The organism is Saccharopolyspora gloriosae, from assembly GCF_022828475.1.
GTDB classification, from domain to species: Bacteria; Actinomycetota; Actinomycetes; order Mycobacteriales; family Pseudonocardiaceae; genus Saccharopolyspora_C; species Saccharopolyspora_C gloriosae_A.
The window spans coordinates 5,659,926-5,683,261 of the sequence record NZ_CP059557.1; the positions used below are offsets into that span (position 1 = coordinate 5,659,926).

Here is a 23,336-nt window from a genome sequence, read left to right on the forward strand (position 1 = left end):
GAGTGTGGGGTGCGGCGCTCTTGCTCTGTGGAATCTGACGCAGTGTTCAGGCATGGAAGGTGATGAGCTGAGTTCACCACGAAGTCGGGACCTCGGAGGAACGCCATGCACCGCGAGCAGCTCGCCACGATCGACCGCGACGACCGGCGGTGCCCCGCACCGGAGCCGAACCGCCACGTCACCGTTGCACGCGATGCGAACAGCCACCTCACCCGCGAGCAGGAACTGGAAGTGGCGCTGCGCACCGCGGGCGACTTCCGCACGTCCATCTCCGGGGCCGACACCAAGGCCGGCCTGTTGATCTCCGCGCTCGGCATCTGCCTCGGCGGCGCGGGCAAGGCGATGGCCACGCCGCCCCCAGCGGTGCTGGACGGCCTGCCGAAGTTCACCTCGCTCGGGCTGCTGGCGTTGCTGCTGTGCGGCGCGCTGGGCGCACTGCTCTACCTCACCGCAGTGCTCACGCCGCTCACCCGCGCACCTTCCGGCGGGCCGAACCTGTTCGCATTCCCCACCTTCCCGCATCAGCGGGAAGCGCACGTCCACACGGCCACCACGGCGGAACTGTGCGCGCAGGCGTGGCTGCAGGCGGAGACGCTCGCGCACATCGCGGGCACCAAGTACCGGCGGCTGCGCAACGCGCTGCGCTGCTTCTGCGCCGCGCTGCTGGCCTTCCTGCTGTGGACGGGACTGCTCATGTTCCTGCCCGTCGCGGGAAGCTGAACGGGCCGTTCCCGAGCTCACTCATTCCGTTTCGCCGCCTCGGCGAGCAGGTCACCTCGCAGCACGACGATCCGGCGGCGCTGCGTGCTGACCGCGCCGGACTCCCGCAACTCGCGTAACGCGCGAGCCACCGCCTCGCGGGACGCGCTCGTCGCACTCGCGAGTTCCGCCTGGCTCAACGGGATCGCGATCGTGTGCCGACCGGCACCGTCGGGAATCCCGTGCTCCCGCACCAGTTCCAGCAGCAACCGGGCGAGCCGCTCCGAAACCCCGGACGAGGCGAACTCCACGCGGTGCCGATCCGACTCCCGCATCCGGGCGACGACCCTGGTGAGCAGTTCGAACATCGCCTCCGGATGCTCGTGCAGGAACCGGCGGAAGTCTCCGCCGGACACGACGTCCGCCTCCACCTGTTCCAGCGCGGTCACCGTGGCGCCGCGCGGTTCTCCGTCGATCGCGGCGAAATCGCCGATCATCGAACCTGGTCCGCGAATCGCCAGCATCGCCTCGGTTCCCCGCACCGACATCGACCACACCTTGACCCGGCCGCTGCGAATGAGCAGCACGTGGTCCGACTCGTCCCCCACCGAGAACACGACGGCGCTCGCTCGCCACCGCCGCCGCCTCGATACCGACCGGAACGCGGCCACCGCATCCGCACTCCACCGCTCGCTCATGAACGCCCCCATCCCGCAAGTCAACGATTACGCGGCACCGTTCGTCGTCCGCGAACCTCCCTCGCAACGCTCTCGGTCGTGTTCTCCTGATGCTCAGCGACCGCAAACCGGGGGAGTACATCATGATCGTGGACGCGCTCGACCAAGCTTGGCAGGCCTGGGCGCAACTCGGCACGCATCTCGGCGCTGAACAATGGGATCGGCCGACACGGCTGGAAGACTGGACGGTGCGGCACGTCTTCGCGCACTACGCGGACATTCCAGGCGTGCTCGGAGCCGCGCTGAACGGCGAGGGCGCCCCGGAGTCCGGGGCTGCGCCGACTTTCGCGGACGCGGCGGAACTGCTGGCGTTCATGCAACGCCCCGGCGGGGTCGCGCGCACCGAAGCCGACCGGATCCGCGATGCGGGCATCGCCGACTCCCGTTCCACCGACGAACTCGTCGCGCAGTTCACCGAAGTGGCGCCGAGGACGATCGAGCGACTGCGCGGCCGAGACCTCGGCACGCTGGTCCCCTACTCCGAACTCGGCACCGTGGCGGCCGGCGAGGCGCTGCGCATCCAGTTGATGGAGGCGGTGGTGCACTACCTCGACTTGGCCACCGCGCTGGAACTGCCCAAACCCGGTCCGCCGGCGGGTGAACCCATGCGGGTGACCGCTGCGCTGCTCGCCGCCATCGCTGACCCGGTGCACCTCATCGAAGCGGCCACCGGGCGCAGCGACACCGGGATCTTCCCCGTCCTGCGCTGAGAAAGCGGCGATGCTGTGCTCAGCCCGCGCGGGTAGGCGGTCCGACGGACCTCCGGCTCAGGTGAGCGTCGGGAGGCCCACGGCGGCGTCCACCGCGATGGCCACGAACAGGACCGCCAGGTACGAGTTCGACAAGTGGAACAACGTCATCGGGTTCGTCGCGCGCCCCTGCCGCACCGAAGCGTGCAGCCGCTGCGCCACGATCAGGAACGCGGCACCGGAGAGCACCGCGATCGCCACGTACACCCAGCTCGTCGCGGGCACCAGCAGCAACGTCGAGGCCACCGTGGCCCAGCTGTAGACCAAGATCCGCGCCGACACCTGCCGCGGCGTGGCCACCACCGGCAACATCGGCACCCCCGCGCGCGCGTAGTCATCGCGGTACTTCATCGCCAACGACCAGAAATGCGGCGGCGTCCACAGGAACACCACCGCGAACATCACGATCGCCGGCCACTCGACCTTGCCCGCCACCGCGGCCCAGCCGATCACCACCGGCATGCAGCCCGCGGCACCGCCCCACACGATGTTCTGCGAGGTCCGCCGCTTGAGCAGCAGCGTGTACACGAAGACGTAGAACAGGATCGCCGCCAGCGACAGCACCGCCGACAGCAGGTTCGCACCGATCGCGAGCACCGCGAACGACACCGCGCCCAACACGATGCCGAAGATCAGCGCGTGCTTGCGCGGCACCTCGTAGCTCACCAGCGGACGGCTGCGGGTGCGGTGCATCACCGCGTCGATGTCCGAGTCCGCCACGCAGTTCAGCGCGTTCGCGCTACCCGCGGACATGGCGCCGCCGACCAGCGTCACCAGCACCAGCCACGGCGACGGGATACCGCGTTCGGCCAGGAACATCGCCGGGATCGTCGTCACCAGCAGCAGCTCGATGACCCGCGGTTTCGTCAGCGCCAAGTACGCGGCGAGCACACCGCGCCGCTTCGAAGTGGTGGTGGGGGCAGTCTCAGCCTGTTCGGGAACCGCCGTCATCAGCTCGTCGCCTCCGACGCCGCGGCCTCGAACGGCAGCGGCTCGCCGCTGGTGCGCAGCCGGTGCCACAGCACGACCTTGCGCTCCGCGAAGAAGGCGCCGAACGGGATGGTGCCCGCCAGCAGGACCAGCAGCATCCGGCCGTAGGGGATGCGCAGCTGCACGGTGGTGACCAGCGCGACGAACAGGTACACGATGTAGAGGTAGCCGTGGCCGATGCCGATCGTGGTCGTCCACTGGTCGCCCAGCAGCTGCATGGACGAGCCCTCGGGCCACAAGTACTTCAACACCATGGTCAGGCACAGCAAGATGAGCAGCACCGCTGTCACGTACGCCATGACCCGGTAGAAGGCCAGAACGCCAGGCTTCACCACAAATCCCTCAATCCCGCCGCTGCCACGAACACCGGAAACGACCGTACGCCACCGCTTCCGCAGCGTTGCGCGTGACCTGGCGAGACAGTGGTGCCGACCACGCACGCACGACGTCGGGGCCGCTCCGGCGCCCCGGACTCAGCCAGCGCCCGGCAACCCGTATGCGCCCGCGATCAACTCGTAGGAACGCAGCTTCGACGTCCGGTCGTACATGTTCGCGGTGAGCATCAGCTCGTCGACCTCGGCGCTCTGCCGCAGCGCCTCCAGCTCGGCGTGCACCGATTCCGGAGTGCCGTAGATCGCGTCGGCCAGCCAGCTGTCCACGACGCTCTGCTCCATCTCCGAGTACCGGTACTCGCGGGCCTCCTGCGGGCTGGGCATGCGGCCGGGGTTGCCGCTGCGCAGCCGCAACATGCTCAGCGCCATCGGACGGGCCAGATCCAGCGCCTCCTCCTCCGTGTCGGCGGCGATCGCCTGCGCGCCGATCATCGAATAGGGCTCGTCGAGCACCTCCGACGGCTGGAAAGACTGCCGGTAGAGGTCCAGTGCGGGCAGCGTGTTGCGCGCCGAGAAGTGGTGGGCGAACGCGAACGGCAAGCCCAGCGCGCCCGCGACCTGTGCGCTGAACCCGCTGGAACCCAGCAGCCACACCGGCGGTGCCTGACCGTGCGGAATCGAGTTCACCTCGGCGTAAGGATGGTCGGCGGTGAAGCCGTCGCCGAGGAAGCGCAGCAGCTCACCGAGCTGCTGCGGGAAATCGTCGACCGACAGCGGGCCGCTGGTGCGGCGCAGCGCGCGGGCCGTCCCTTGATCAGTGCCCGGGGCGCGGCCGATGCCGAGGTCGATTCGGCCCGGATGCAACGCCTGCAAGGTGCCGAACTGCTCCGCGACGACCAGCGGCGCGTGGTTGGGCAGCATCACTCCGCCGGAACCGAGGCGCAGCGTGCTCGTAGCCGCTGCGAGGTGCGCGATCACCACCGGTGGCGAGGAGCTCGCGATCCCCGGCATGCCGTGGTGCTCGGCGACCCACATCCGGTGGAAGCCCCAGCGTTCGGCCGCCTGCGCGAGCTCCGTCGTGGTGGCCAGCGCCTCACCCGGCGTGGTCTCCACGCCGACGGGGGCGAGGTCGAGGATCGACAGCGGAACGGCCGACCGCCCCCGTGCCGTGCCGCGAATCGGGTCGGTCTGGTCCGCGTGACCGGGTGCCCCGAGGGCGGTGCGGTCCGGGTTGGCGACAGTGTCCATCGCCGTTCCCAACCATCCGATCACCACGCTTTGTTCCCACCCCGCACCTGTGCCAGTGATCACAGGCCGACGGCCGCGAAGTGAGTGAACGGACCGTTCGCCCAATCCCACTGGACGAACGGTCCGTTCACTCACTACCAGCCCCACAGCAGCACCCCGCAGCACCGCCGGCCGGGCGGCCTCGGATGAAGTGAACGGACCGTTCGTCCAAGCCGGCTGGACGAACGGTCCGTTCACTCACTCCCACCCGGGGCGCGCGGTTTGAGGTGGCGCCGTCGATCAGGTTCGAGGTCGAGTGGACGGACCGTTCGTCCGAACTCGCTGGACGAACGGTCCGTTCACTTCGAATGCCGGGGTGCGGGGTGAGCCAGGCGCGGTCGGCGGCTCAGGCGCGGTCGGCGGTGAGGGCGTAGTCGGGGTGCGCGGCGGCTCGCGGGGTGTTGCGGTACCGGAGGACCGAGTCGCGGATGTCGCCCGCGCGGACCGCCCCGTTGGACAGCAACGAGGACATGATGCCGTGGGTGTGCTCGGTGCCGCCTTGGAAGTACACGCCGCCGTTGACGTCGCCGGTGGTGCGCACCCGGTAGTCGCGGTCCACCTCGACCTGCCCGTCGGCGTCGCGCAGGCATTCGTCCCAGGTGCGGCCGAGGAACCGGCCGGGGTCGCCGGGGCTGCATCCGGTGGCGTAGACGAGCACGTCGGAGTCGAGCACCATGCGTTCGCCGGTGGGCAGGAACTCGACGGTGACCGCGACGCCGTCGGCGGTCGTTTCGACGTCGACGACGCGGGAGGCGTTGAGCATCCGCAGCCGCTCCTTGCCCTGCACCTTCTCCTGGTAGGCGCGGGCGTAGAGCTGTTCGATGAGTTCGAGGTCGACCACCGAGTAGTTCGTGTTGCGGTGGTAGTCCATGAGCATCTGCTTCACCCCGGAGGGCGAGCTGTAGAAGTGATCGACCGCGTCCGGGTCGAAGATGCGGTTCGCGAACGGGCTGTCGTCCGCGGGGGTGTGTCCGTAGCGGCTGAAGACCGAGCACACTTCCGCGTCGGGGAACGAGCGGTGCAGGTAGTCGGTGACCTCGGCGGCGCTCTGCCCGGCTCCGACGATGGTGAACCGGCGCGGATCGGTGCCGTCGAGCTCACCGATGCGGTGCATCAGTTCGAGGTTGTGCCACACGTGGTCGCCGAGTTCCGCGCCGGGCGGCAGGCTCGCTTCGAGCCCCACGGCGACGACGATGTTGCGCGTCAGGTGCGCGGTGACCTGGCCGGAGCCGTGCCGCACGAGCACCTCGAACACGTCCCCGTCCTGCACGGGCCGCACGTCGATGACTTCGGCGTCGTACTGCGCGAGGTGTTCGAGCCGGCTCGCGGCCCATTCCAGGTAGTCGTGGTACTCGACGCGGGTGGGGAACATCGTCTTGTGGTTGATGAAGTCGACCAGCCGGCCCTTGTCCTGCAAGTACGACAGGAAGGAGAAGTCGCTGGCGGGCTCGCGCATCGTCACTAGGTCTTTGAGGAACGAGACCTGCATGGTGGTGCCCTCGATGAGCATTCCGCGGTGCCAGCCGAATCTCGGTTTGCGTTCCACGAAGCTCACGTCGAGCCGTTCGTACTCGCCGCAGCGGCGGTTGTGTTCCTCGACGGCTACGGCCAGCGCTAAGTTGGAGGGGCCGAAGCCGATGCCCAGGATGTCCTGGACATGGCCTTGCACGTGGGTCGGAGCCGCAGACACGGTTGTCCCTTCGCCGGTACCCGGTCGGTGTCGCGCTCGGGCAGGGTGGAATCCGCAGACCGCTCAGTCGCGGTCGTGGTTGTATCGATCGTGGTAGTCGGTTTCGGCCATTCCGGCTTTCCAGTAGCCGATGGCCAGCACCGATCGGGCGTCGAATCCGCGGTCCTCCCGCAGATGGCGGCGGATGCCGCGGACGATCCCTGATTCACCGGAGACCCAGGCCGACACATCGTGTCCGTCGGCGGGGATGTCGAGGTCGCGGACCGCGTCGGAGAGCAGCGTGGAGCGTCCTGCGGGCACGCCGTCGCGGTGCAGCCAGGTCATCCGCATGTTCGGTGGGCATTCGATGTGCTGCTGGTCGCTGCTGCCCGCGACTTCCAGGAAGACCTGGCCGCGAGCGGTCACCGGCAGCTCCTCGATGATCGAGGCGATGCCGGGCATCGCGGTCTCGTCACCGACCAGCAGGTACCAGTCGGCTTCCCGGCAGGTCCGGCCGCCGGGTCCGAGCACGCCGAGGTAGTCGCCCGGTTCGGCTCCGCGCGCCCAGGACGCGGCGACGCCGTGATCTCCGTGCATGACGAAGTCGATGTCGAGTTCGCCGCGTCGTTCGTCGTAGCGGCGCACCGTGTAGGTGCGCATGGTGGGCCGTTCGTGCGCTTCGGGCCACACGTAGCGGCCTTCGTCGTTGAGGACGGGAAGCACCGGGCGATGCTGGCCTGGTTGCGGGACGAACACCTTCACGTTCGGCCCGCTGTGTTGCTCCCGGAACCCGACGAGTTCGTCCCCACCGAGGGTGATGCGCCGCATCGAAGGCGACAGCTCCGCAGTGCGGAGCACCTCCAGCGTGCGGGTCGGTGGACGGCGGTGTTCGCTGCGTCGGGGTCGGTCCGCTGTCGTCATCGGCCCTGGCGTTCCTTCCTCACTGTCTCCAGAACGATCACTGGAATTAAGGCTAGCCTAACCATAGAACGCCGGGATGTCTTCCCCACGGTGGGCCAGATCTCGCCCGGAAACTCCGTCGAGCGGCCGTGCCGTCAGCTCCGCGCGGCCGGGACCGCCCCGGTTCCACTGCCCTCGTCCGCGCCCTTACCGGCATCGGCGCGCAGTGCGGCAGGATTCTTGATTCTCAGCGCCACCAACACACCGAGCAACGCGAATCCGGCGGAGACGAGCATCGCCACGTGGTACACGCCGAGCGAGCCGGAAGCTCCCGCTCCGCCGATGGCGAGCACTCCCGCCGTGACGGCCACGCCGAGCGCGGAACCGACCTGGCGCTGCACGTTGAACAGGGTGGACGCGCCACCGGTGGCGGTGGCGCTGATCGTCGCGAACGCCACGACCTGCAATTCGATCGAGGCGGCCCCGACGAAGAATCCGGAGGCGAACTGCACCGCGCCCGCCGACAGCGGGCCGGTCACGAGGTTCATCGCAGCGAACGAGGCGGCGGCGCCGAGCATCGACAACGCGATCAGCAGCCGCGGTCCCAATCTCGGATGCGCCCAGGTCACCGCCTGCGAGGCCACCATCAGCCCGACGGCCTTCGGCAGCGTCACCAGGCCCGTTTCCCACGGCGACGCGCCCATGCCGGTCTGGTACATCAGCGTGAATCCGTAGAGCGTCCCGAGGAATCCGGCCACGCACGTCGCCAAGATGAGGCTGGCCCGCCGGAACGAGGCGTCACCGAACAACCGCACGTCCAGCATCGGCTGCCGGGATCGCAGCTGGGACACGACGAGCGCGATGAGGCAGCCCAGGCCCGCCACCCCGGCCACGTAGAAGTGCGGAGAGTCCGGCCCGCGCATGGACACCGCGTCCAGCGCGTACATCAGCAGGCCCAGGCCCGGCGCGGCCAGCGCGAATCCGAGCAGGTCGAACCGCTTGTGCACGGACTCGACGTGTTCGCGCAGCCGCAGCGCGCCGTAGACCAGCGCCAGCACCCCGAACGGCACGTTCACGAAGAAGCCCCACCGCCAGGTGAGCTGTTCGACGAACAACCCGCCGAGCACCGGGCCGAGCGCGGGCGCGACCGCGGTCGGGATCACCAGCACCCGGGAGAGCTTGATCCGTTCCTGCGGCGGGTAGGCGCGGAACAGCATGGTCAGCGCCACCGGGCTCAGCACACCACCGCCCGCGCCCTGCACCACTCTGGCCAGGGTGAGCTGCGTCAGGTCCTGCGCAGCCCCGCACATCGCCGAGGCCAGGACGAACGAGCCGAACGCGGTCAGGAAGACCTTCTTGGTGCCGAACCTGTCGCCCAGCCAGCCCGAGACGGGGATGCACACCGCGAGGCTGACCAGGTAGCCGATGTTGATGGCGCTGGTCGCGCTCGGCGGCACCCCGAACTCGGCGCCGATGGCCGGCAGCGCCACGTTGACGATGGTGGCGTCCATGCCGTTCATGAACATCGCGGCGACGTAGACGATGCAGACCGCGACTCTGGGGTCGTTCACACGCACTGTTGGTTCCCGACTTAGGAGTTCTTGCAGAACTGTCTCGGTCGTTGTCTTGTCAGCAACGGAGCGGACGAGCAGCGGCCCCGAGCGAAACGACCACCGGCGGGTCCTCAACGGCGTCCTCGAGGACGGCAGCCCGGACCCGGATTTCGCTGCGCGGGGAGCTACAGGAGAGATCGACCCCGCAGCGAGGAAGCCGCTGAGGTTCCGCTACCCGACCACTCGGCAAGGAGTTCTTACGCGCCGTTGCGGACTGGACGGATGTCCGTCCAGTTCACCTCGATGTGGTCCAGGCAGGACCGTCTGTCCGCGGGGCCGTGCGCGATCGTCCAGCCATCGGGCACCTTGATCCGTTCCGGCCACAGCGAGAACTGGTCCTCGTCGTTGACCAGGGCGTAGAACGAACCGTCGGGGTCGTCGAACGGATTGCTCATGGTCCGGAACTCCTTCGCGGGTCTGGGACGAATGCTTCGGTGTCCCGCAGCCGATCTTCGACGACGGCCGCGATCTCGGCGAGCGGGGCGGGCCGGGTCATGTCCTTGTGCTCGCAGGCGATGTCGTGGTTCTCCACGACGCCGTCCACGTAGGGCTCCCACATCCGGGAGGTGAGCGAGGCCTTCGCCGGATTCACGGTGGCGGTGAAGAACAGCACGTCACCGCGGAACAGGTCGTGGTCGGCCTCGTTCTCCAGCACCGCGCAGTTGGCGAAGTTGTCGATGATCGCCTTCACGGTGTGCTCTTCGAGGTTCGCCAGCGCGCTGCCCTCGGCTGAGAGGATCTCCATCACCTGTTCGCGGCGCAGCGGTTGCTCACCGAGCAGGCTCATGTCGTACCCGGCCATGTACAGCAGCGCCTTGAGCGCTTCCTCCTCGGTGGGCAGCTCGTCCCACACGTCCTTCGGGTACGAGTCGAGCATGCACAGGAACCGGACCTGTTCGCCCTGGTCCTGCAACTGGGTGCTCATCTCGTGGGCGATGACGCCGCCGAAGGACCAGCCGAGGAAGTGGTACGGCCCGTGCGGCTGCACTTCCCGGACGTGCTCGAGGTATTCGGCGGCCATGGCGGCGAGGTCGTCGATCACCGGTGCCGGTTCGTCGAGGCCGCGCGACTGGAGGCCGTAGAGCGGGCGCGACGGGTCGATGTGCTTCATCAGCCCGGAGAACGGCCACGCGAGCCCGGCCGCCGGGTGCACGCAGAACAGCGGTTCCTTGTCGCCTTCGGTGCGCAGCGGCAGCAGGATGCCCAGCGCGTCGCCCTTGCCGCCGGTGCGCACGCGGGCGCCGAGCCCGGCGACGGTGGGGGCGGCGAACAGGCTGCCGACGTTGAGCTTCGCGCCGAGCGCCTCGTCGATGCGCGCGATGAGCCGCGCCGCGAGCAGCGAGTGCCCGCCGAGGTCGAAGAAGCTGTCGTGCACCCCGACGCGCGGCAGTTCGAGCACTTCCGCGAACAGCCCGCACAGCACCTCTTCGGTGGGGTCGCGGGGCACGACGGAGCCGACGGCGGCGGTGAGGTCCGGCGCGGGCAGCGCGGCCCGGTCCAGCTTCCCGTTCGGCATCAGCGGCAGCGCGTCCACGAACACGATCGCGGCGGGGACCATGTAGTCCGGCAGTGATTCGGCGACGTGCGCGCGCAGTTCCGCCTGCTCCACCTCTTCATTGGCGACGACGTAGCCGATGAGGCGCTTGTCGCCGGGCCGGTCCTCGCGCACGACGGTGGCGACCTGGCCGACGGCGGGGTGCCTGGCGAGCGCGGCCTCGATCTCGCCGGGTTCGATGCGGAATCCGCGGATCTTGACCTGGTCGTCGGCCCGCCCGGCGAAGTCCAGCGCCCCGTCGGAGCGCCACCGCACCAGGTCACCGGTGCGGTGCATGCGCGCACCGGGGGCGCCGTACGGGTCGGCCACGAAGCGTTCGGCGGTGAGCGACGGCCGGTTCAGGTAGCCGTGGGCGAGGCCGGTTCCCGAGACGTAGAGCTCTCCGACGACTCCCGGCGGCACCGGGCGCAGCGCGGCGTCGAGCACGTAGAGCCGGGTGCCCGGGTCGGGGACGCCGATCGGCACCGACGTGCCGGTGTCCGGTTCGCACTCCCACAAGGTGGAGTTCACGGTGGCTTCGGTCGGGCCGTAGCAGTTGAGCATCCGGCGGTCCCGCGACCAGCGTTCCACCAGGTCGGCGGGCACTTTTTCCGCGCCGCACAACAAGGTCGCGTTCGGCGGCAGGTCCACGTCGGGCGGGAACATGCCCATTACGGACGGCCCGATCGCCAGGTGGGTGACTCGGTGGTCGCGGGCGTAGTCGGCCAGCGGCGCCCCCGGCACTCGCCGGTCGGCGGGCACCACGACGAGGGTGCCGCCGGAGAGCAGCCCCATGCACATCTCCCAGAACGCGACGTCGAAGCTCGGCGAGGCGAACTGCAACACCTTGCTGTCGGCTGTGACGCCGACCCGCTGGGACTGGGTGGCGACGAGCCCTGCGACGCCGGTGTGCGGCACGACGACGCCCTTGGGCCTGCCGGTGGAACCGGAGGTGTAGATGACGTACGCCGGGTCGTCCACTGTGGATTTCCGAGGGGGCGTCGTGGCCGGTTGGGCTCGCAGCGCGGCGCGCACCTCGGCGCTGTCGAGCAGCACGGTCGGCGCGTTGTCCGGGCTCCGATCGGACAACGCCAGCACCAGACCCGGCTCGGCGTCGTCGATCATGTGCTCCAGCCGGTCGGCCGGGTAGTCGGGATCCAGCGCCAGGTAAGCGGCACCGGAGGCGAGCACCGCCAGCAGCCCGATGATCAGCTCCGGCGAGCGCGGCAGCATCACGCCGACGATGCGGCCCGGCTCGGCACCGCGTTCCACCAGCAGGTTCGCCAGGGCGTTGACCCTGGCACCGAGCTCGGCGTAGCTGAGTTCGGTGTCCTCGAACACCAGCGCGGTCTTGTCGGGATGCTCCGCGATCCGCTGGTCGAGCAGGTCGGGGAAGGTCGCGGGCCGGACGTCCTGGTCCGGCATCGCGTCGCCCCAGCTGAAGATCCGCCGCCGCTCCGCCGCATCGAGCAGGTCCAGATCACCGATCGGGGTGTCCGGGGCCGCCGCGGCGGCGGTGAGCAGTCGCACGAACCGCGCGGTCAACGCCTCGACGCTCGCGGTTTCGAACAGGTCGGCGCTGAACTGGGCGACGCCTTCGACTCCGCCGGGGACCTCGCGCAGGCTCAACGCCAAGTCGAACTTGGCGGCTCCCGCGTCAACCGTGTCCACGGTCGCGTCGAGGCCGGGGAACTCGGCGTCGACCGTCTCCGCTTCGCCCCAGTAGGCCAGCATCACCTGGAACAGCGGATGCCGGGCCAAGGACCGCGACGGGTTGAGGACCTCCGCGAGCCGCTCGAACGGCAGCTCGGCGTGGTCGTAGGCCGCCAGGTCGGATTGGCGCACCCGATCCAGCAGCTCGGCGAACGTGGGTTCGTCGGAGGTGTCGGTGCGCAGCACCAGGCTGTTCACGAAGAACCCGACGAGCTCGTCGAGCCGGTCGTCCCCGCGCCCCGCGACCGGGGAGCCGATGGGAATGTCGGTGCCCGCGCCGAGGCGGGTCAGCAGCGCGGCCAGCCCGGCCTGCACCACCATGAACAGGCTCGCCCGATGTTCGGTGGCCAGCGCGCGGAGATCGCGGTGCAGTTCCGCGTCGAAACCGAACCGCACGGCGCCGCCCCGGTGGCTGGGCACCGCGGGCCGCTGGTGGTCGGCGGGCAGCGCGAGCTCGTCGGGTAACCCGGCCAGCGCGTCCTCCCAGAACGCCAGTTCCCGAGCTGCGAGGCTGTGCTCGTCGTGCTCGTCACCGAGCAGTTCCCGTTGCCACAACGTGTAATCCGCGTACTGCACCGGCAGCGGAGGCCAGTCCGGCTCGGCGCCTCGGCGCCGGGCGGCGTAGGCGGCGGCGAGGTCGCGCAGCAACGGCGCCATCGACCACTCGTCGGTGGCGATGTGGTGCAGCAGCACCAGCAGCACGTGCTCCCGTTCGCCGGTCCGCAGCAGCGTGGTGCGCAGCGGCGGCTCCTGCGCCAGGTCGAAACCGTGCCGGGCGGAGGCGGCCAGTTCGCCGTCGAGTTCCGCCTCGGTCGTCTCGATGACCGTCAGCTCCGGTTCGCCCTGCTCCAGCACGCGCTGGCGCGGTTCGCCCTGGCGGTCGGGGAACACGGTGCGCAGGCTCTCGTGCCTGCCCACCACGTCACCGAGCGCGGCGCGCAACGCGGCCACGTCCAGCTCACCGGACAGGCGCACGCTGATCGGCAGGTTGTAGGTGGCGCTCGGCCCTTCCAGCCGGTGCAGGAACCAGAGCCGCTGCTGCGCGAACGACAGCGGCACCTCGTCCGGCCGGGGCCGCGGGCGCAATTCCGGGCGAGGCCGCAGGCTCGGCCCCATCCGCCGCACCAGCCCCGCCACCGTCGGATGGTCGAACAAGGCGCGGATGGAGACCTCCACCCCGAGTTCGGCGCGCACCCGCGACAGCAGCCGAGTCGCCAGCAGCGAATGCCCGCCGAGGTCGAAGAAGCCGTCGTCGATGCCGACCTCCGGCACGCCCAGCACCTCGCCGAACAGGCGGCACAGCGCCGACTCGACCGAGTCCCGCGGCCCCCGGCCCGCGGCCTGCGGTGCGAAATCCGGTGCAGGCAGCGCCTTCACGTCCAGTTTCCCGTTGGGCGTCAACGGAAATGCGTCCAGCAGCACGATCGCCGACGGCACCATGTAGTCCGGCAGTTCCGCCGCCAAGTGCGTCCGCAGCTCCGCGGACTCGGCCCCGGACACGGCGTAGCCGACCAGCCGGTGATCACCGGGCTGGTCCTCGCGCGCCACCACCGCGGCCTGCGAAACCTGCGGATGCGCCGCGAGACGCGCCTCGATCTCACCGAGTTCGATGCGGAAACCGCGGATCTTGACCTGGTGGTCGGCCCGCCCGACGAACTCCAGCAGGCCCCCGGCACGCCACCGCGCCAAGTCCCCGGAGCGGTACATCCGAGCGCCCTTCTCGCCGAACGGGTCGGCGACGAACCGGGACGCCGTCAGCGCCCGCCGCCCCAGGTAGCCGCGCGCCAAACCCTCCCCTGCGATGTAGAGCTCACCGATCACACCCGGCGGCACCGGGTGCAGGTTCTCGTCCAGCAGGTACACCCGCAGGTCCGGGATGCCGCGGCCGATCAGGCTCCCGTCGCGACGGGCGACCAGCTCCGGATCGAGCTCCACGTACGACACGTGCACGGTCGTCTCGGTGATCCCGTACATGTTGATCAGCTTCGGGGTCGCCGGGTGCCGCGCGTACCAGTCGTCGAGCCGGGACAGGTCCAACGCCTCGCCACCGAACACCACGTACCGCAACGCGAGGTCGCGGCCCAGCTCCGGAGCGTTCCGGTCGGCCTCGATGAGCTGGTAGAACGCCGACGGGGTCTGGTTGAGCACCGTGACCCGCTCCCGCGCCAGCAGGCCCAGGAACTCCTCCGGCGACCGGCTCACCTCGTGCGGCACCACGACCAGCCTGCCGCCGTGCAGCAACGCGCCCCACAGCTCCCACACCGAGAAGTCGAAGGCGTACGAGTGGAACAACGTCCACACGTCCTCGGTGCCGAAAGAGAACCACGGGTCGGTCGCGGTGAACAGGCGCACCACGTTGTGATGCGGGATCACCACGCCCTTCGGCTTGCCGGTGGAACCCGAGGTGTAGATGACGTACGCGGCGTGATCGGCGGTCAGCGGTCCGCGTTCCCCACCCCGCGGATCGCGCTGGGAATGCTCGGCGATCTCCGCGGCCCCCGCCGGCTCGTCCAGCAGCAGCCGGGGAATGTCGGCGGGCAGGTTCGCGTGGTGCTCGGAGTCGCTGATCAGCATCGCGGGTTCGGAATCCGCGACGATGTAGGCGATGCGGCTCGCCGGATTCCCCGGGTCCAGCGGCAGGTACGCGGCCCCCGCCTTCAACACCGCCAGCACCGAGACCACCAGCTCCGCCGAACGCGGCAACGCCAGCGCCACCAGCTGTTCCGGGCCGACGCCGTGGTCGATGAGGCAATGCGCCAGCCGGTTCGCCCGCGCGTCCAGCTCGGTGTAGGTGATCCGCTCATCGCCCCAGGTCAGCGCCACCGCTTCCGGGGTGCGGCGGACCTGCTCCTCGAACAGGTCCGGCAGCGTCAGTCCTGTGTGGTCGGCTCCGACGGGGCCGCCGTTCCACTCGTCCAGGACCAGGCGTCGTTCCTCGGCGGAGAGCAGGTCGACCTCGCCGACCGTCCCGTTCGCCTCGGTGAACCGGCTCAGGAAGCGCACGAACCGGTCCTGGTGCGCGGCGATGTCCTCAGCGGTGTAGAGGTCCGGGTTCGCGTCGAACTCGAACCGCATGCCGGTGCCGACCGTGTACACCGACACCGTCAAGTCGTCGACCGGCCCCGCGGCCAAGTTGTGCACCGTCGCCGAATGCTCGCCGAAGCACAGGTCGTAGTCGAAGGCCTTCACGTTGATCATCGGCCCGAACAGCGGCCGGTCCGTGCCCAGCAACCGCAGGTCCCGGCGCAGGTCCTCACCCCGGTACTGCTGGTGCTTGCGCACCTGCCGCACGGCCTTCGCGACCTGCACGATCAGCTCGTCGCGAGTCGTGTCCGGGGCGACCGCGAGCCGCAGCGGCAGCACGTTCACCACCATGCCCGGCACGCGGGACGCGGCCGAACCGAGCCGCCCCATCACCGGCAGGCCCAGCACGACTTCCCGCTGCCCCGTCACCCGGTGCAGGTAGGCGGCGAACCCGGCGATCAACGCGTCCGGCCAGATCGTGCGGCTGTCCTGCGCCGCCTCGGCCAGCGCGTCGGCCGCATCGGAGTCCACGTCCGCCGCGCGGCGCAAGAACGTGCGCGCCGTCCGCCCGGACCGGCCGGACAACGTGCCCGTTTCGGGGCGGTCCGCGAACCGCTCCCGCCAGAACTCCGCGTCCCGCTCGAACTTGTCCGACGCCCGGTAGTCCCGTTCTGCGTCCAGCAACGCTTCGAGCGGCGCGAACGGGGACTCGCCCGGTTCGTCGCCCGCCGCCAGCGCCGTGTAGACCTCCGCGACCCTGCGCAGCACGATGGAGAAACCGTAGCCATCGATGGCCACGTGGTGGATCCGCTGGTACCAGAGCCAGCGATCGTCGGCCAGCTTCAGCAGGGCCGCTGTGAACAGCCGGCCCTCCGGGCCACCGACCGTCAGGTCCACCGGCTCCGCGAGGTCCCCGCGCATCCACCGCAGCGCGTCCTCCCGCGGATCCGCGGCACCGCTGACGTCGACGACGGGCAGGCTCGACGTCCACGGCGGCTCGATCACCTGGCGCGGGCCGTCCTCGGCCTCGACCACGTGAATCCGCAGCGTATCGGCCTCAGCGAGCACCGTGTTCAGCGCGGATTCGAACAGCGCCGGATCGACCGGACCGTGGATCTCGACGTACTCACTGGTGTTGTAGATCGGGTTCGCGCGGTCGAGCGCCTGCGCGAACCAGATCCCCGCTTGCGCAGCGGACAGCGGCAGCGACGCGCCCTGAGGCTCCGGCATCGTTCTCCCCCACGGGACACGGACAAAGTAAGGCTAACCTTATTTCACCCGCAGCCCGGTGACCAGAACCCCCACCGCGTGCGTTACCTCTCAGCCCCACCACCGCCGCTCACCGGCAACCTCCCCCACCCCGAGCGCCGCCCCCACCCGGCCGGCGGCACCGACGCAACGGAGTGAACGGACCGTTCGTCCAACGGGATTGGGCAAACGGTCCGCTCACTCCCACCGTCCTCCGCACCGACACCGGTACCCCGCCGATACTGCGAGCTCAAGTGAACGGACCGTTCGTCCAACCAGCTTGGGCAAACGGTCCGCTCACTCCGGCAGCACGGGCTCGGCTCGATGAGTGAACGGACTGTTCGTCCAACGGGATTGGGTAAACGGTCCGCTCACTCCGAAAGCCTTGCGCGTCGGCGCCGGATCCGTGGGTTTCAGCTGGCGGTCGCTGAGGAAGAGTGAACGGACCGTTCGTCCAGTGAGATGGGACGAACGGTCCGTTCACTCCGAAAGAATCGCGCCGCCGGTCAGCGGGTGTGGACCATGAGGGCGGAGTTCTTGCCGGGCAGGCCCACCTCGCGAGACCGGTCGAAGCCGGCCTTCCCGAACGCCGCCACCGAAGCTCCATTGTGGACATTGGGTTCGGCGACGACGCGCACACACTCCGGGTCCGCAGCGAGCAGGCCGCGAGCAACCGCGTTCAGCAGGGACGAACCGAGACCGCGGCCGATGGCGTCCTTCTCCCCGATCGCGATGTGCACGCCGAGATCCCGCGGGTGCAGCGGGTAGCAGGCGGCGAGCTTGTCTCGGACCACCCGGTACAGCTCCACGTACGCGACCTCGCGGCCGTCGCGACTCACGATGCACGGCACCGAATGCTCGCCGCCGAGCTGCGAGCTCAGTTCGTCCCGCCAACGCTGCAACGACCACGCCTGGTTCCAGTTGACCGCGACGTGATCCTCGTTCATCCAGCGGTGCACGAGCGCGGCGTCCTCCGACTCCAGCGCGACCGGCCGCAACGACCAACCCTCGTCCAACACCGGAACCGGAACCCCGGGCACCCCGTCCGCCGACACTTCGCGCAGCGGGTTCGACACCTCGTAGCGCACCGGCGCCACCGCCACCTTGCCCTCGGCCAAGTAGCGCAGACCCGACCCGTTGAGCACCGCCAGATCCGTCAAGGTGGCGCTGTTCAGCCAATGCCGCACCACCCGCTCAGTGTCCGGGTAGGTCTCGGCGAGCGCGGCCAGGTCGTGCGCCAGTGCCGTCAACAGCTCCGACTCGTCCGCCACGCCGCGCAGCCCGAACCGGCCGATGACGGCCAGCGAACGGCGGGTCAGCAACCGTGCCGTCACCTCGTCCAAGTCGGCACGGCCATCGAGGTTGCGCAGCGCGGGCGTCACGGTGCTCTCGATGTGCGAAGCGAGCCACCGCCGCGCTTCGTCCTGCGACGACACGCCTTGCCCGAGCACATCGACATCGTCGTTGCCCGCCAGCGGATCGACCGCGCCGGTGCGCACCGCGTGCAGCAGCCAGTCGAGCAGCGTTCCCGCCCCTTCAGAGTTGATCGGGGCGTCAGCGGTGGCCCGGCCGCGCGCATCCGCCGAGCAGGCCGCGGCCAGCAGCGCGGAGTCCGCGACGGCACCGGAATCGGCCACCCGGATCGGGCCGAAACCGTGCGCGCCCGTCGGTGAGCGGTAGGTGACTTCGGTGGTGAACCGGAGCGGTCCGACCGTCACCTTCAACGGTCCCGGCGCGACCGGCGTGTGCGTCTCCGCCAGCCACCTTCGCAACAGCACCGCGGCCCGCGGATCCGCCTGCACGTTCTCGGTCACACCTGCCACACGTCACCCCTTCACGCCGAGTTGGGAAAGCCGACCCTAACTCAGCCGACAGGGTGGCGAACCCCTGTCGCCCGGTGCCCCGCGTCACCTCACCGTCACCGCGCTTGGTGAGTGAACGGACCGTTCGCCCAATCCCGTGGGACGAACGGTCCGTTCACTCCACCCGAGCTCCTCGGCCGGGTGGTGGCGCCGTCAGCTGCGGGGATCCGGGGGCGAGTGAACGGACCGTTGGTCCAAGCGGATTGGGCGAACGGTCCGTTCACTTCGTCACGTCGTCGCGGCGCCGAGCGTGGCGGGGTCAGAGGACGCGGGTGAGGAATTCTCGGGTTCGGGGTTCGCGGGGTGCGAGCAGGACCTCGGCGGGCGGGCCGACTTCGACGACTCGGCCGTCGTCGAGGAACACCACGGAATCCGCGACCTCCCTGGCGAAGTCGATCTCGTGCGTCACCACGACCATGGTGAGCCCGCCGTGCGCGAGGTCCTTCATCACCGCCAGGACCTCCCCCACCAGTTGCGGGTCGAGCGCACTGGTCGGCTCGTCGAACAGCAGCACCTTCGGCTCCATGGCCAGCGCCCGCGCGATCGCCACTCGCTGCTGCTGACCGCCGGAGAGCCGACGCGGATACGACTCGGCGTGCTCGGCAAGGCCCACCTTGCGCAACGCCTCCCGCGCCCGCACCTCGGCGTCCTTTTTGGACAGTCGACGTACGCCGAGCAGCGCTTCCATCACGTTGCGCAGCGCGGTCATATGCCCGAACAGGTGGAACCCCTGGAAGACCATGCCGATCTCGGCGCGCTGCCGGGAGATCACCCGATCCGGCAGCTCGTAGAGCCTGCCGCCGGACTCCCGGTAGCCGACCAGCGCGCCGCCGACCTCGACCCGCCCGGCGTCGACCTTCTCCAGGTGGTTGATGCAGCGCAGCAGGGTGCTCTTGCCGGAACCGGAGGGACCGATGACGCAGGTGACCGAGCCCTCGCCGACGGCGAGATCGACCCCGCGCAGCACCTGCACCGCTCCGAAGCTCTTGCGCGCTCCGCGCACCTCGACCATCGCTGACAAGATCATCGACCTCCGGTCGTCGCGCTGCGGAATCGCTGCCACGGCGTCGGCACCGATTCCCGTTGCGCACCACGGGAATAGTGCCGCTCGACGTAGAACTGGCCGATCGTCAGCAGGCTTGTGACGATCAAGTACCAGACCGTCGCCACCAGCAGCAGCGGAATCACCAGGTAGTTGCGGTTGTAGATCAGCTGCACCGAGTACAGCAGGTCGTGCACCGCGATCACGCTGACGATCGAGGTGCCCTTCAACGTGCCGATCAGCATGTTCGCCGCGGGCGGCACGATCGCGCGCATCGCCTGCGGCAGCACGATCCGCCGGAGGATGCGGGTGCGGGTCATCCCGAGCGCCTGCGCCGACTCGGACTGGCCGGCGTCGACCGACAGGATCCCGCCGCGCACCACCTCCGCCGCGTAGGCGGCTTCGTGCAGCACCAGGCCGATCACCGCCGTGGTGACACCGCCGAGCAGATCGACGGTGGGCGCCGAGAACTCCCCGAATCCGATCACCGGGTACAGCGCGCCGATGTTGAACCAGAACAGCAGCTGGACGAGCACCGGGACGGACCGGAAGAACCAGATGTATCCCCAGCTCACCCCGGCCAGCACCGGGTTGCCGGACAGCCGCATGACCGCCAGCACGGTGCCGAGGGCGAATCCGAGCACCATCGTCACCGCGGTCAGCCACAACGTCAGCCACAGCCCGTGCAACACGGCGGGCGTGCCGAAGTAGGCGGCGACGACGCTCCACTGGAAGTTCGGGTTGGTCGCGATCGAGAACACGGCGACGCCCAGCACCGACAGCACCAGCACCGCCGCGACCCAGCGGAACGGGCGGCGCAGCGGGACGACCTCCGGGGCCGTGTCCTCCGCCGCGACCTGTGCGGCGTCCGGTACGGCTTGCAGATGAGACATGTTCTCCCGCCTGTGCAAGGGAATCGGGAACTCGAACATCCATCGCCGCGTGGAGATCCGTCAAGCGAACACCTCGGCCGTCCCACCCTGTGGCCACCGTTGACGTCCCCGGTGAATCCGGCGAAGCTCGCGGACGTGCCGCCCCGGACGCGCTTGGTCACGCGCACCTACATCGATCTCGGCCTGGTGTGGTCGGCCTCCTGTCGCCGCCACCGCTGGCCCCGAGACGATCCCGACCATTCGCCGAGCCGCACGACTCCGGTGCTCCCCGTTCAACGCCCGACCGGTAGCGGGCATCAGCCCCGATGCGGCCCGGGAAAGGAAGCACGATGCGCAGTTCCTCCTCCCCCGGCTCGAAGCAGAATTGGCGTGCCGCGACCGCGTTCGCACTAGTGCTGGGCACGACGCTGCTCGCCGCCTGCGGCCCGGTTCCCGACACGTCGGTCGCGCCGGGGCTCGACGCGCGCGCCGACGTCGTCTCCGGGATTCAGCGAAGCGACGCCGCGGCGACCCTGCTGCCCGCTTCGGTCCGGGACGTCGGTGCGCTGCGCGTCGGCCGCTCGATCGGTTCGCCACCGGCCGGGTTCTACCTCGAGGACAACCGCACGGCCGTAGGCCTCGACGTCGACATCACCGAAGCGGTCGCCCGCAAGCTGGGGCTCCGCGTCGAAGCGGAAGAGGCCGCGTTCGAGACCATTCTTCCCGCACTGGGCAGCGGGAAGTACGACGCGGGCACCGGGAACTTCGGCGTCACCGAGGAGCGCAAGAAGACCATCGACTTCGCCACTTACATCCAGGACGGGCAGGGCTTCGCGGTCCGCAAGGGCGACGCCGGAGGACCGATCACCGACGTGACCCAGTTGTGCGGGCGCACCGTCGGCACCTCCAAGGGCACCACTTTCGAAGCCACCCTCAACGCGCAGGTCCACCGGTGCGCCGAGATCGGCGAGCCCGCCTACCAGGTGCAGGTGTTCTCGGAGAGCAGCACGCTGTATTCGGCGCTGAGCCAGCACAAGATCGACGCGATCATGAGCACCATCAACGGCCTGCGTTACGCGTCGACGCAGCAGCCTGCGGTGGAGCTGCGCAATGAGTTCCGCAGGCTCGACGTCGGTTTCGCCTTGGCGAAGGGCTCGCCGCTGGCTCCGGCATTGCAGGCCGCGGTGAACGAGCTGATCCGAGACGGCGACTACGAGCGCATCTTGAACAAGTGGGGCGTGGCCGCTTCGGCGATCCCCGAATCACAGGTCAGTCCGGCGGAGATCCACTAAGGACCGTCGGCTCGGCCGGTCCCGCCGATCACTACCTGATCAGGTGGTATCGGCCCGTCTCCACCGCGCGCGGGGTCCGGATCAGACCTACTCTCCTCGGCGAGTCGACCCTCGCCTGTGGAGAGGAGTGTCCAACGTGGAGGACTCCGCACACGCCGTCGTCCCGCTCCGGCCCGGATTCGACATCCAGGTACGAGGATTCCATCGCCGTCAGGTCACCGAGCACATCGAGTTGCTCGAGGACCAGCTGCGCATGGTCAGCATCGATCGCAACGAGGCGGTGGCGCTGAACTCCGACCTGCGCCGGCTCTGCGACGACGCGCGGCACGATCTCGCCGAAGCCGAACTCCGCCTCAAGCGCATCGAAGCCTCCGACACCGGTTTGCCGCACGCCTCGCAACGCGTGCAGAACATGCTGTCGCTGGCCGAGGAGGAAGTGCAGACCCTGCGCGAGCAAGCGCAGCGGCAGGCACAGACCATGCGTGGCAGCGCGGAATACGAGGCACAACAACTGATCACCGCGGCCGAACAGGCCGCCGACGCCATGCGGGAGGAGTGCTCTCGACTGGTCGATGAGATCGACGCCCGGCAGCGCCAGATCCGCCGGGAACACGAGCAGAGCGTCGCCGACATCCGGGAACGTGAGCGCGTCATGCGCCACAACATCCGGGACGAGTACAAGGCGGTGATGACGGCCGCGCAGGAAGAGGCCGACGAACTGCTGTCCCGTACCCGGTGGGAATGCGGGCAACGCGACGCCGAGACCGAGCAGCTCCGGCTCGACGTGCTGCAGGACCTGCACACCAAGCAGGCCCGCATGGAGGAGCTCCGCACCGCCGTCATGTCCTCTTTGGACAGTGTCGGCAGGTTGGTCGGCGCCTCCACCAACGAGATCGGCGCGCAGGAGATCGACAACGTGATCGACGCCGAGCTCGTCGGCGAACCGGCGCACCACGTGTGGCTGCCGGAGCCGCGCGGGGACACCCAGAGCTACCTGATCCCACTGGATTCCCCGCTGAAACCCGCAAGTCCCGGCGACGCTAAACCCGTCGCGGCCACCGATGGCGAACCGACCGACGCCGTCCAGCGGAACTGATTCGGAGCGAGCACGTGGACCTGATCGTCATTTCCTTCGCAGGCGGTGTCGTCGTGGCGGCGGTGATCTTCTGGCCGTTGCTGCACCGCGCACGGCGCCGGGCGCACGCAGACACTCCGCCCACCGGCAAGCACGCGTTGCGCAACCCGCAGCAGCCGGCCAAGCCCACCGGCGAGACCACCCGGCCCGCCTCGACCGAGCCCGATGCGCAACCAGCCGAGGCCGTTGAGCAACCCGCCGAGGCCGCTCAGGAACGGCCGGGCGTCCCGCACCAGGAAACCGCCGCCGACCGGGCCGCCGAGCCGTTGCCGCAGCGCCCCGACACCGACGGAGCAATGGGCGTCACCGTCGCGACGCTGCCGACGGCGCTGTTCGAGGAGCACTACGAGGCGAAGTTCCGCCGCACCCGCGACCGCATCGAACGCCTCCGCAACCAACTGCACGAACAGAACTGAGTTCACCGAACACGATCAACGGCGACAACGCACCGGTATTAGCACCGAGTCGTTGTCGCCGTTTTTTGTTGCTCCTGCGACGGACGGCGTCCAAGTGGAGCACGGCCGCACCTCCGGACGCGCCGCCAGGCGGCCGCCGAGATGCCTCCGCGCGGGACCACGCGCACCGTGTTGTTAGGTTCGGCGCCTGCGCGCAGCCGCGACCCCGACCAGGTGGAGAGC

At 69.5% G+C, this 23,336-nt stretch carries 17 protein-coding genes; 5 read left to right on the forward strand and 12 right to left on the reverse strand.

Annotation, left to right across the window (positions count from 1 at the left end):
* Window positions 1-105: 105 nt before the first annotated feature.
* Complete coding sequence (locus H2Q94_RS24715) at window positions 106-720, forward strand: Pycsar system effector family protein (protein ID WP_243789560.1); 615 nt, start codon at window positions 106-108, stop codon at window positions 718-720.
* Window positions 721-737: 17 nt separating this feature from the next.
* Here H2Q94_RS24715 and H2Q94_RS24720 read toward each other — a convergent pair whose 3' ends face one another.
* Window positions 738-1,397, reverse strand: coding sequence for a Crp/Fnr family transcriptional regulator (locus tag H2Q94_RS24720; protein ID WP_243789561.1), 660 nt, complete (start codon window positions 1,395-1,397; stop codon window positions 738-740).
* An 89-nt stretch (window positions 1,398-1,486) separates the two neighbouring features.
* Between H2Q94_RS24720 and H2Q94_RS24725 the strand changes: the two genes are divergently transcribed.
* On the forward strand, window positions 1,487-2,146 hold the full coding sequence (locus H2Q94_RS24725) for a maleylpyruvate isomerase N-terminal domain-containing protein (RefSeq protein ID WP_243789562.1): 660 nt from the start codon (window positions 1,487-1,489) through the stop codon (window positions 2,144-2,146).
* A 57-nt stretch (window positions 2,147-2,203) separates the two neighbouring features.
* Here the strand turns inward: H2Q94_RS24725 and H2Q94_RS24730 are convergent, their stop codons facing one another.
* The 11 genes from H2Q94_RS24730 to H2Q94_RS24780 all read right to left on the reverse strand — a co-directional run bounded on the left by H2Q94_RS24730 (window position 2,204) and on the right by H2Q94_RS24780 (window position 20,292).
* The gene (locus H2Q94_RS24730) at window positions 2,204-3,136 is read right to left on the reverse strand and encodes a heme o synthase (RefSeq protein ID WP_243789563.1); all 933 of its coding nucleotides are present in this window, start codon (window positions 3,134-3,136) and stop codon (window positions 2,204-2,206) included.
* A complete protein-coding gene (locus H2Q94_RS24735) occupies window positions 3,136-3,507 on the reverse strand; it encodes a DUF3817 domain-containing protein (RefSeq protein WP_243789564.1) in 372 nt (123 codons plus the stop codon). Before H2Q94_RS24735 ends, H2Q94_RS24730 begins: the two co-directional genes overlap by 1 nt.
* Window positions 3,508-3,648: 141 nt before the next feature.
* Complete coding sequence (locus H2Q94_RS24740; RefSeq protein WP_243789565.1) at window positions 3,649-4,755, reverse strand: LLM class flavin-dependent oxidoreductase; 1,107 nt, start codon at window positions 4,753-4,755, stop codon at window positions 3,649-3,651.
* Window positions 4,756-5,140: 385 nt separating this feature from the next.
* Complete coding sequence (locus tag H2Q94_RS24745; protein ID WP_243789566.1) at window positions 5,141-6,484, reverse strand: lysine N(6)-hydroxylase/L-ornithine N(5)-oxygenase family protein; 1,344 nt, start codon at window positions 6,482-6,484, stop codon at window positions 5,141-5,143.
* A gap of 63 nt (window positions 6,485-6,547) precedes the next feature.
* Window positions 6,548-7,384 carry a siderophore-interacting protein gene (locus H2Q94_RS24750; RefSeq protein WP_243789567.1) on the reverse strand — a complete coding sequence of 279 codons (837 nt, stop codon included), beginning with the start codon at window positions 7,382-7,384 and terminating at the stop codon, window positions 6,548-6,550.
* Window positions 7,385-7,518: 134 nt separating this feature from the next.
* On the reverse strand, window positions 7,519-8,934 hold the full coding sequence (locus tag H2Q94_RS24755; RefSeq protein ID WP_243789568.1) for a DHA2 family efflux MFS transporter permease subunit: 1,416 nt from the start codon (window positions 8,932-8,934) through the stop codon (window positions 7,519-7,521).
* Window positions 8,935-9,173: 239 nt separating this feature from the next.
* Window positions 9,174-9,371 carry an MbtH family protein gene (locus tag H2Q94_RS24760; RefSeq protein WP_243789569.1) on the reverse strand — a complete coding sequence of 66 codons (198 nt, stop codon included), beginning with the start codon at window positions 9,369-9,371 and terminating at the stop codon, window positions 9,174-9,176.
* Entirely contained in the window at window positions 9,368-16,477 is a 7,110-nt protein-coding gene (locus H2Q94_RS24765; protein ID WP_243789570.1) for an amino acid adenylation domain-containing protein, read from the reverse strand. Before H2Q94_RS24765 ends, H2Q94_RS24760 begins: the two co-directional genes overlap by 4 nt.
* Before the next feature lie 524 nt (window positions 16,478-17,001).
* Window positions 17,002-18,318 carry a GNAT family N-acetyltransferase gene (locus H2Q94_RS30750; protein ID WP_309501072.1) on the reverse strand — a complete coding sequence of 439 codons (1,317 nt, stop codon included), beginning with the start codon at window positions 18,316-18,318 and terminating at the stop codon, window positions 17,002-17,004.
* 298 nt (window positions 18,319-18,616) lie between these two features.
* A complete protein-coding gene (locus H2Q94_RS24775) occupies window positions 18,617-19,384 on the reverse strand; it encodes an amino acid ABC transporter ATP-binding protein (protein ID WP_309501073.1) in 768 nt (255 codons plus the stop codon).
* Window positions 19,381-20,292, reverse strand: a complete 912-nt coding sequence (locus H2Q94_RS24780; protein ID WP_243789571.1) for an amino acid ABC transporter permease — start codon at window positions 20,290-20,292, stop codon at window positions 19,381-19,383. Before H2Q94_RS24780 ends, H2Q94_RS24775 begins: the two co-directional genes overlap by 4 nt.
* A gap of 329 nt (window positions 20,293-20,621) precedes the next feature.
* On the opposite strand from H2Q94_RS24780, the gene H2Q94_RS24785 reads away from it, so the two are divergent.
* The 3 genes from H2Q94_RS24785 to H2Q94_RS24795 all read left to right on the forward strand — a co-directional run bounded on the left by H2Q94_RS24785 (window position 20,622) and on the right by H2Q94_RS24795 (window position 23,114).
* Window positions 20,622-21,563, forward strand: a complete 942-nt coding sequence (locus H2Q94_RS24785) for an ABC transporter substrate-binding protein (protein WP_243789572.1) — start codon at window positions 20,622-20,624, stop codon at window positions 21,561-21,563.
* Between the two features lie 136 nt (window positions 21,564-21,699).
* Window positions 21,700-22,659: a hypothetical protein gene (locus H2Q94_RS24790; protein ID WP_243789573.1), complete on the forward strand. Its 960-nt coding sequence runs from the start codon at window positions 21,700-21,702 to the stop codon at window positions 22,657-22,659.
* A 14-nt stretch (window positions 22,660-22,673) separates the two neighbouring features.
* On the forward strand, window positions 22,674-23,114 hold the full coding sequence (locus H2Q94_RS24795; protein ID WP_243789574.1) for a hypothetical protein: 441 nt from the start codon (window positions 22,674-22,676) through the stop codon (window positions 23,112-23,114).
* Window positions 23,115-23,336: the final 222 nt, after the last annotated feature.

What these genes read in the sequence shown, in the direction of transcription:
- H2Q94_RS24715 (WP_243789560.1), top strand. Translation starts at nt 106, where the DNA reads ATGCACCGCGAGCAGCTCGCCACGATCGACCGCGACGACCGGCGGTGC.
- H2Q94_RS24720 (WP_243789561.1), bottom strand. Translation starts at nt 1,397, where the DNA reads ATGAGCGAGCGGTGGAGTGCGGATGCGGTGGCCGCGTTCCGGTCGGTA.
- H2Q94_RS24725 (WP_243789562.1), top strand. Translation starts at nt 1,487, where the DNA reads ATGCTCAGCGACCGCAAACCGGGGGAGTACATCATGATCGTGGACGCG.
- H2Q94_RS24730 (WP_243789563.1), bottom strand. Translation starts at nt 3,136, where the DNA reads ATGACGGCGGTTCCCGAACAGGCTGAGACTGCCCCCACCACCACTTCG.
- H2Q94_RS24740 (WP_243789565.1), bottom strand. Translation starts at nt 4,755, where the DNA reads ATGGACACTGTCGCCAACCCGGACCGCACCGCCCTCGGGGCACCCGGT.
- H2Q94_RS24750 (WP_243789567.1), bottom strand. Translation starts at nt 7,384, where the DNA reads ATGACGACAGCGGACCGACCCCGACGCAGCGAACACCGCCGTCCACCG.
- H2Q94_RS24760 (WP_243789569.1), bottom strand. Translation starts at nt 9,371, where the DNA reads ATGAGCAATCCGTTCGACGACCCCGACGGTTCGTTCTACGCCCTGGTC.
- H2Q94_RS24765 (WP_243789570.1), bottom strand. Translation starts at nt 16,477, where the DNA reads ATGCCGGAGCCTCAGGGCGCGTCGCTGCCGCTGTCCGCTGCGCAAGCG.
- H2Q94_RS24775 (WP_309501073.1), bottom strand. Translation starts at nt 19,384, where the DNA reads ATGATCTTGTCAGCGATGGTCGAGGTGCGCGGAGCGCGCAAGAGCTTC.
- H2Q94_RS24780 (WP_243789571.1), bottom strand. Translation starts at nt 20,292, where the DNA reads ATGTCTCATCTGCAAGCCGTACCGGACGCCGCACAGGTCGCGGCGGAG.
- H2Q94_RS24785 (WP_243789572.1), top strand. Translation starts at nt 20,622, where the DNA reads ATGCGCAGTTCCTCCTCCCCCGGCTCGAAGCAGAATTGGCGTGCCGCG.